Source organism: Pseudoalteromonas sp. 0802, from assembly GCF_013350085.1.
Taxonomy (GTDB): Bacteria; Pseudomonadota; Gammaproteobacteria; order Enterobacterales; family Alteromonadaceae; genus Pseudoalteromonas.
The window spans coordinates 1-6963 of record NZ_JABVXE010000043.1 but is presented as its reverse complement, the minus strand read 5'-3'; the positions used below and the strand labels follow the sequence as shown (position 1 = coordinate 6963).

Annotated in this window: 3 protein-coding genes; all 3 read right to left on the bottom strand. The window is 42.3% G+C overall.

All coding sequences use genetic code 11. The annotated features are described in order from the left end of the window. Window positions 1–625 precede the first annotated feature (625 nt). Genes HUS61_RS20835 through HUS61_RS20825 form a run of 3 tightly spaced genes read right to left on the bottom strand, consistent with a single transcriptional unit; the run spans window position 626 to window position 6353 of the window. Window positions 626–3706, bottom strand: coding sequence for an efflux RND transporter permease subunit (locus tag HUS61_RS20835; protein WP_175083638.1), 3081 nt, complete (start codon window positions 3704–3706; stop codon window positions 626–628). Continuing rightward, window positions 3706–4944 (bottom strand): efflux RND transporter periplasmic adaptor subunit, encoded by a 1239-nt coding sequence (locus HUS61_RS20830; protein WP_175083639.1) that lies wholly within the window; start codon window positions 4942–4944, stop codon window positions 3706–3708. Before HUS61_RS20830 ends, HUS61_RS20835 begins: the two co-directional genes overlap by 1 nt. A gap of 2 nt (window positions 4945–4946) precedes the next feature. Then, window positions 4947–6353, bottom strand: a complete 1407-nt coding sequence (locus HUS61_RS20825) for an efflux transporter outer membrane subunit (protein ID WP_175083640.1) — start codon at window positions 6351–6353, stop codon at window positions 4947–4949. Window positions 6354–6963: the final 610 nt, after the last annotated feature.

The following is a 6963-nucleotide window of genomic DNA, read 5'->3' as shown; positions in this document are numbered from 1 at the left end:
AGCTATCAGCTATCAGCTATCAGCTATCAGCTATCAGCTATCAGCTATCAGCTATCAGCTATCAGCTATCAGCTATCGAAAATCTTCCATGTAGTTTTTCTTTTATACAAGAGCTTAATATTCTTATTCGCGCGAAATAAATTTCACGCCTACGGTACTAACTTTACTCTTTCCCCTTGCTAACTCGCTAACTTATTTTTATCTGACTTCTGACGACTAATATCTAATATTTCCTATGTGTTGGGTTTCGCTTCGCTCTACCCAACCTACGGGCTAAAGCCCGACCTACGACTTACCCGTTATTTAAGAAATATCGCGCGAAATAAATTTCACGCCTACGGTACCAGGGTTAGCCATAGCAATGTGCGGGCACAATCTAACTTTACTCTTTCCCCTCGCTAACTTATTTGTTTTATCTAACGTCTAACCACTGATATCTAATATCTCCATTTTTTCGGCGTTGAAACGCCTCCTACATCTCGAAACTCGTTAACTTTACTCTTTCCCCTTGCTAACTCGCTAACTTGTATGTTTTTCTGATAGCTGACGGCTGAAAGCTGATAACTCCTGTGTGTTGGGTTTCATTTCACTCTACCCAACACACATGTTTTCAACCTATCAACCCCTACTTAAACAATCCCTGAAAGCGCTCCATTAATAGGTAATTAACTGGCACTAATAGCAAGGTGATAAGCGTTGCGAAGATAATCCCAAAGCCAAGGCTTACAGCCATTGGAATAAGGAATTGTGCTTGCGTTGCTTTTTCAAATAACAGCGGCATTAAACCAATAAAGGTGGTTAAACTGGTCAGCATTACTGGGCGAAAACGTGCTGCCCCTGCAACCTTAACAGTTTCAAGTAAGTCACCGCCCTCTTCACGCTTCTTATTGATAAAATCAACCAGTACCAGAGAGTCATTCACTACAACACCTATCAAGGCTAACATGCCAAGTAGGCTCATAATGGTTAACTCCATGCCCATTACCCAGTGACCCATTACCGCACCTATCATGCCAAACGGAATAACACTCATCACAATTAATGGCTGCATATATGATTTAAACGGTATCGCTAATAATGCATAAATAATAAAGAATACAAACACCAGGCCCCAAGCGAGTGAACCAAATGATTCACGCTGCTCTTTAGCTTCACCTTCTAGTGTGTAATCAACACCTGGGTATTGCACCATTAGCTCATCTAAGTAGGTTTTTAAGTCTGCTTGCAGTACCGTCATATTGGTATTTGATTTTTCAACATCGGCTGTTACGTTCAATGTGCGATAGCGGTCAATACGATAAATAGACGATGGGCTTTGCCCCGGTACTAAAGTCGCCACATGCGAAAGCGGCACAGTACCACCAGTAGGTGTTTTAATAAGTATATCTTTTAAGTCTGCAACCGAGCGACGCTCTTCAATCGGTAAGCGTACCATTACCCGCACATCGTCGCGCCCACGTTGAATGCGCTGTACCTGCGCACCAAAGAACGAATTACGCACTTGCTGCGATACATCAACACGGTTTAAACCAAGTGCCAAACCTTGCTCTGTTAGCTCAATTTGCAGCTCATCTTTACCATCTGACATGCTATCGGCAATTTCGTACACAGTTGGATAAGTTGCTAAACGCTCTTTTACCTTTTCAGCCACAGCTTCAAGGGTGTCGATTGAGCTGCCGCTTAGCTGTACATCAATAGGGCTAGATGTTCGACCAAACTCAGCACGGAAAGTGACACTCTCTGCGCCCGGTATAATACCGATAAGATCACGCCATTCGCTGGCAAGCTCTCGTGAGCCTATATCTGATTCACGCTTTTCTGCTGGCATAATCTCAAATCTAACACTACCAGTATTTGACGAACCACCACGGCCACCTGTGGTTGCCAAAATATTTAGAATTACACTTTGACCTTCTTCATCGCGGTATTTATCTTGTAATTCTTTTGCCTTGTCTGACATTTTAATGACGTATTTATTAGTCACTTCAAACGGTGTTCCGGCAGGAAAAGTTACGGATGCACGTACCGTTTCACTTGGAATACGCGGGAAAAAGGTAAATTTAGTCCAACCACTTGTGATCAAGGTAACAATAATTACAAAAATCCCAACAAATAAGCTAACCGTAGCCATTTTATTCTTTAAAGCTAGATTCAATAATGGTTGGTAATACTTCATTATTGCGTGTTCAAAGCCATCGGCAAAACGCTGTTGAAGGCGCTCTAGTCTCGATGGTTCGCCCTTTTCATGGCGTAACTTTAAGTATTTTAAGTGTGCTGGTAATACAAACTTAGACTCAATCAAAGAGAATAGTAAAACAGGAATAACTACTACTGGAATTTGTGCAAATATAGCGCCTCGAGCACCTTCAATAAAAGCGAGAGGTAAAAATGCCGCAACAGTCGTGAGAACACCAAATGTTACCGGAGTTGCCACCTCTTGCGTTCCACGAATAGCGGCTTGCTCACCACTCTCTGCAGTTTTTAGGTGGGTGTAGACGTTTTCACCGGTCACAATGGCATCGTCAACAACAATACCTAGCACCAAAATAAAACCAAATAAGCTGATTACATTAAGTGTGATACCAAATATTGGCATCATTAAAAACGCGCCCATGAACGACACTGGGATACCAATAAATACCCAAAATGCTATGGCAGGACGCAAGAATAAGGTGAGTAGCGCAAGGACTAAAATCCCGCCCTGAATTGCGTTACTAGTAAGCGTTGCTATTCGGCTTTTTACAACTTCTGAGTCATCATCCCAATAACTTAACTCAAACCCTTCTGGTAGTTGGCTTTGATGCTCAGTAATATAGTTTTTTACCTCATCAGCAACTTCAATCGCACTTTGCGGGCCAATACGATACACATCAATAAATGCAGCTTGCTTACCATTAAATCGAGTACGCACTGGGGTTTCTTCAAAATCATCGCTAATACGGGCTATGTCACCTAAACGAATAATAGTGCCATCAGCTTGGTTTTTTACCACTATGTTAGCAAATTCGTCTTTGCGATAAGCTTGACCTTTTGAACGAATGAGTACATCTCCCCCTTCGGTTTTTAAGTTACCAGCTGAAACATCTGTACTTGAATTGCTAATTGCTGAAGAAATGTCCGATAAGCGTAAATCGTATTGGCGTAAAGTATCTTGACTTACTTCAATGGCAATTTCGTAATCACGCACTCCGCTTAACTCAACTTGAGTTACACTTGGCAAACGTAGAAGCTCATCGCGTACAGTCTCGGCATATTCAAGCGTTTCTTTTTCACCATAGATACTTGAAACAGTCACGGCGATTACTTCGCGCTTCCACTCAGCAAGCGAAACAATTGGTTTTTCAGCATCGACCGGAAAGGTGTTAATTGCATCAACCCGACTTTTAATATCAGCTAACAGCTCTCTTGGATCATACCCAGTCTCAACTTCAATACTTACCGAAGAAGAGCCTTCAGAAGAGCGGCTAGTGATACGCTTAACTCCCTCAAGATCTTGAACTGCTTCTTCTATACGAATCGATACCCCTTTTTCAACATCTTCAGGAGTTGATCCTCGAAGTGATACACTGACACTAATTCGGTCAGACTCAAACGATGGAAACACCTCAAGTGGTATTTGCGTCGAAACACTAAATAACCCTGCTAATAAAATGCTGATCAGCAATAAGTTTGCTGCAACATGATTCTTTGTAAACCAAGCAATCATTATTGCGCTCCTTGCTCTTTAGGCGGCTGTTGATTGTTTGGGCGCTTAGCTTTTGCTCTTGTCGCTTGATACTCTTCGCTACCCATAACGGTAACTTGTGTACCAGAACTCACTTGACCAAGCGGTGTAATCACCAAGTTATCGCCTGCAGTCAAACCATCAGCGACAACGGCTTGGTTAGCGTTTTGCCAAGCCAGTGAGATATTTTTACGACGCAGTACACCTTGCTCTTCAACATAAACGTACGTGCCTTGGTAAATTGCGCTGTTTGGGATAACAATGGCATTTTCTATCGCCTTACCGGTAATTTGCGCTTTGATATACTGACCAATTTTGATTGGGTATTGATTCGCTGACGTTGCTTGGTAAGGATCATTAATTTGTGCAACCACGTAAAGCTGCTGTGCACTTTCATCTATAGCCCCTTCGGTGCGTATAACTTGACCTTGCCAATACTGTTTGCCAACGAGATCTGAGCTGAATTTAACGAGTGAACCGGCGCTATTTTTAGCGCCATCACGAAACTGCTCTGGTAAGTTAATGAACGGCAAATCTTTATTTTTGATTGGTAAGCGAATTTCAACGCGATCAATCGCATAAATGCTAGCAAGTTCCATGTTATTACTCACCACTTGCCCTAAGTCTACGCTGCGACTTAAAACTCGCCCCGCGTATGGAGCAGTGATCTTTGTACGCTCTAAATCAAGCTTCGCTTTTTCAAGTGTCGCTTGCGCAGACAACACACTGGCTTCGGCTGCTGCTAATTGTGGTTTACGAAGAACCAGGCTACTTGCTTGTTCACCCTTGCCTAAGCGCTCCCAATCAGTAATTGCTTGACGACCACGAGCTTGCTCTTCAAGTAAGCTTTGCTCAGCGGTTAATAACGTCGCTTGTGCTGATTTTACTTCGGCGCGGTGATCTCTATCATCTAGTTGCAACAACACATCGCCTTTTTCGAAAAAGCCACCTTCACGAAATTGCTCACTAATTTCGATAATTTGCCCTGAAGCCTGCGCGACTAGCATACTTTGCGTACGTGGTTTTACGGTGCCAAAACTATCAATCATAACTTGATAAGTTTCTGGTGTTAGAGTTTTAACAGCCACATTTACTTTCGCTTTCGGTGGTGAAGAAAAACGATTTGCTTGCGGCGGGTTACCTTTAATAAACATGACGAGTAATACCGTCACTACAATGACAATAACTGGAATTAATATTTTACGTGTCTTAGTATTCATGATTATTGCTCTGCTACTTCGCTATTTGCTTCACTAAAGTCACCGCCAAGGGCAATGTGTAAGTTGATTCTATTTTTAATAAGTTGGTTTTTGAGTTCGATAACAGAGCTTTGCGCGTTAAAAGAGCGATCTTGCGCATCAAGCACTGTCGTGTATGTTACTAAACCACTTTGATATTGCTCAAAAGACAAACGCTCTGCGGCAATTGCATTTTCTTGTGCTTCTAAGGTTTTTTCATAACGCACTTTCAAGGCTTGCTCTTGACTGATTGCAGTTTCAACTTCATTAAATGCATCATAGAGTGTGGCAAGGTAAGCTTGCTCCTGACGTTTAACGCTAAGCCTTGCCTGCTCTTCATTGGCTTTTAAGCGACCACCTTCAAAAAGCGGCATTGAAATACTACCTATCAGTGACCAAGCTAAGCTTGAAGGCGAAAATAAATCACTCACTCTATCTGTGCTATCACTGATAGATGCTGAAAGATTTAAGCTCGGAAAACGTTGTTTGTGCGCGTAAGCAAGCCCAGCATCGGTGCTAAGTAATTGATACCAGCTTGCCATTAACGCTGGTTTGCGAGTGATAAGCTCTGAAGGTAAACCCAAAGGAATTGTGTTCTGAAGTAGTGGCAAATCGGCACTAACCGATAATGCCCCAGCAGGATATTGGCCTGTTAAACGCTCTAAATCACGAATTGATTTAGTTAACGTTGCTTGCTGTGCAGCAATATTCGAGCGCTCAGTATTTAGCTCATTACGGGCAAGGTAAACGTCAAGTGCTTCATTTAAACCTTGGCGATAACCTGACTCAATAATATCTAAATTTTTCTCAGCGTTTTGCTCACGCTGCTTATATAGCTCAAGTAACTTGTGGTTCGTAATAACATCAAACCAACCCGCTACTACATCAGCAACTAATTGCTGTTTGCTTTGCGCAAATGTGGCTTTTTCAGCTAGGTATTCAAGATTTGCTTGTCGTTCTGAGGCCGACAATTTGCCCCATAAATCAACTTCGTAGCTTAATTCTAATGATGCTGAGCTGGCGTTATTATAACTAACAGGGCGGTTATCTTTACTACGGCTCGCACGTGTTGATAAATCAAGGCTTGGCCATAAATCAGCCCCAGCAGCAATAAGCTGCTGTTCTTTAATCGCGACATCATAGCCCGCTTGTAAAATCGCTTGGTTATGGGCTAATGCTTGCTCAACTAAAGTAAAAACTTGAGGGTCGTGTAATTGCTGTAACCAGTTGTCTTCAACAGCAAGCACCTTGTCGCCAGAAGGAAGTTGCTGCCATGCACTTGGTACAGTCTCCAGCTCAGCAACTCGTTCATTGTGAGTCGGCTGGCTAGCACATGCACTTAGCAAAATTACACTTAAAGCCAATAAACTCGGCTTATATTGCCAATTCATTCTAAAAACCTGAAAAACATCTATTTATGAGTGTAATTCAAGCACCACGTTAAGTTTTGCTCAACAGACTTTACATAACATTACACAGCCTGACATTTGGGGACGATGAATGGTAGGAAAATGGAGATAAGTTGCAAGCTATCAGCTATCAGCATCAGCTATCGAAAATCTTCCATGTAGTTTTTCTTTTATACAAGAACTTATTATTCTTATTCGCGCGAAATAAATTTCACGCCTACGGGTATACATTTCAATTTAACTATGTGCTGACACAATTCAATCTAACTTCTAACCACTGATATCTAATAACTCTGGTTTTTCGGCGTTAAAACGCCTCCTACAACTCGTATCTCGGGCCTCGAAACTCGTACCTTTACTCTTTCCCCTTTCTAACTCGCTAACTTATGTATTTAAAATCTGATAGCTGACGGCTGAAAGCTGATAGCTCTTTAAATTTCACGCCTACGTGATGTAAATTCGTGATTTGGAGGGGCTAGAAACAAAAAAGCCTCGCGATTGCGAGGCTTTGAATCAATGGTGCCCAGAGGCGGAATCGAACCACCGACACGAGGATTTTCAATCCTCTGCTCTACCGACTGAGCTATCTGGG

What these genes read in the sequence shown, in the direction of transcription:
- HUS61_RS20835 (WP_175083638.1), bottom strand. Translation starts at nt 3,706, where the DNA reads ATGATTGCTTGGTTTACAAAGAATCATGTTGCAGCAAACTTATTGCTG.
- HUS61_RS20830 (WP_175083639.1), bottom strand. Translation starts at nt 4,944, where the DNA reads ATGAATACTAAGACACGTAAAATATTAATTCCAGTTATTGTCATTGTA.
- HUS61_RS20825 (WP_175083640.1), bottom strand. Translation starts at nt 6,353, where the DNA reads ATGAATTGGCAATATAAGCCGAGTTTATTGGCTTTAAGTGTAATTTTG.